Origin of the sequence: Leuconostoc litchii, from assembly GCF_008107645.1 — a bacterium.
GTDB classification, from domain to species: Bacteria; Bacillota; Bacilli; order Lactobacillales; family Lactobacillaceae; genus Leuconostoc; species Leuconostoc litchii.
Map to the genome: position 1 here is coordinate 21,351 of NZ_SDGY01000004.1, position 1,293 is coordinate 22,643.

The 1,293-nt window shown below is 34.3% G+C and carries 1 protein-coding gene; it reads left to right on the top strand.

All coding sequences use genetic code 11. The features are described from left to right. Positions 1 to 1,293, top strand: a 1,293-nt coding sequence (locus ESZ47_RS06960) for an Ig-like domain-containing protein (protein WP_161595280.1), incomplete at both ends; no start/stop codon positions are given.

Below are 1,293 nucleotides of genomic sequence, written 5' to 3' on the forward strand. Positions count from 1 at the left end.
CAGCCGTTGCAGATTCTTCTAACCAAAATACTAGCAATCAAAATGCAACTACAGTAGATTCTTCAAATCAAGATAACAGTAACAAAACTGCAGCCGTTGCAGATTCTTCTAACCAAAATACTAGCAATCAAAATACAACTACTGCAGATTCTTCAAATCAAGATAATAGTAACAAAACTGCATCTGTTGGAGATTCTTCTAAAATATTGAGTAGATCATTGGCTGTAGCTAATACGACTGCTAAAGAAAGTTCGGCTGCAAGTATTAATGTAACCACTTCTCAAAACAACGCTTATGATCCGACTGATGGAGCAATAACAGTTGCAGTATATGGAGCTAAAAAAGTAGGTGAAAATACTTATGCAGGTACAGCTGTAGTCTCATTTGATCCAGTTACAAAGATGCTCTACGGTATGAAATATAATAATGATAAAACAATATCAAATCGTACTGCCTTAACTAGTTCATCACAAAGCTTTGGACTCGATGCTAATTTGATAAAAATAAACCTTAACACTGATGGAACATATAATGTCATAGGTAATTCTGCACAAAACCCAACTGTTGCATTATTAAGGATTAACGATGCAGTTTACAATGATCGATCATGGAAATCTGGTTATAAAAATCAACCAACTCTTGTCGCCAGAAATATAACTACACATTTTATAGACAAAACAACTGGTACAGAAATTCAACCATCAGAAACAACTCAAAAATATAGTTCTCAAAATTATAATGTTGCTGTGACAACGGTTCCTGATTTTTATACTTTTGATAGTTCAGATAATGCCACAGGTAGCATTAGAAACACTGATATTACAACAAATATTTACTTTCAAAGAAATAAGGTAACTATTGACTCCATTTCTACAAGTCAAAACATAGCCACAGGTACCGGATTTCCTGGTGAGAAAATTAATATCATTGATAGTAACAATACTATTATTGGTAGTTCGACAGTAGATGAAGAAGGATATTATACTGTTTCATTATCTCGATATGGAAACGAAAATGAAAAGTTAACAGCTAATTCATATAATTCAGAAAACAATACCTTAGTCAGCTCGGCAGAAACAGTAGTAACTTTTGATGCTGATAACGCTAAAAATTCTTCCAAAAATATTATTGATAAGGAAGCCGCTAAGGTAACTCAAGATATCAAGAATGATCCGACTTTGTCTCAAGCTGATAAGGATAAGCAAACTCAAGCTGTAGCTGACGCTGCTACCAAGGCCAAGAATAATATCGATCAAGCTACTACAGCTGATGGTGTCAATGATGCCCAGGCAA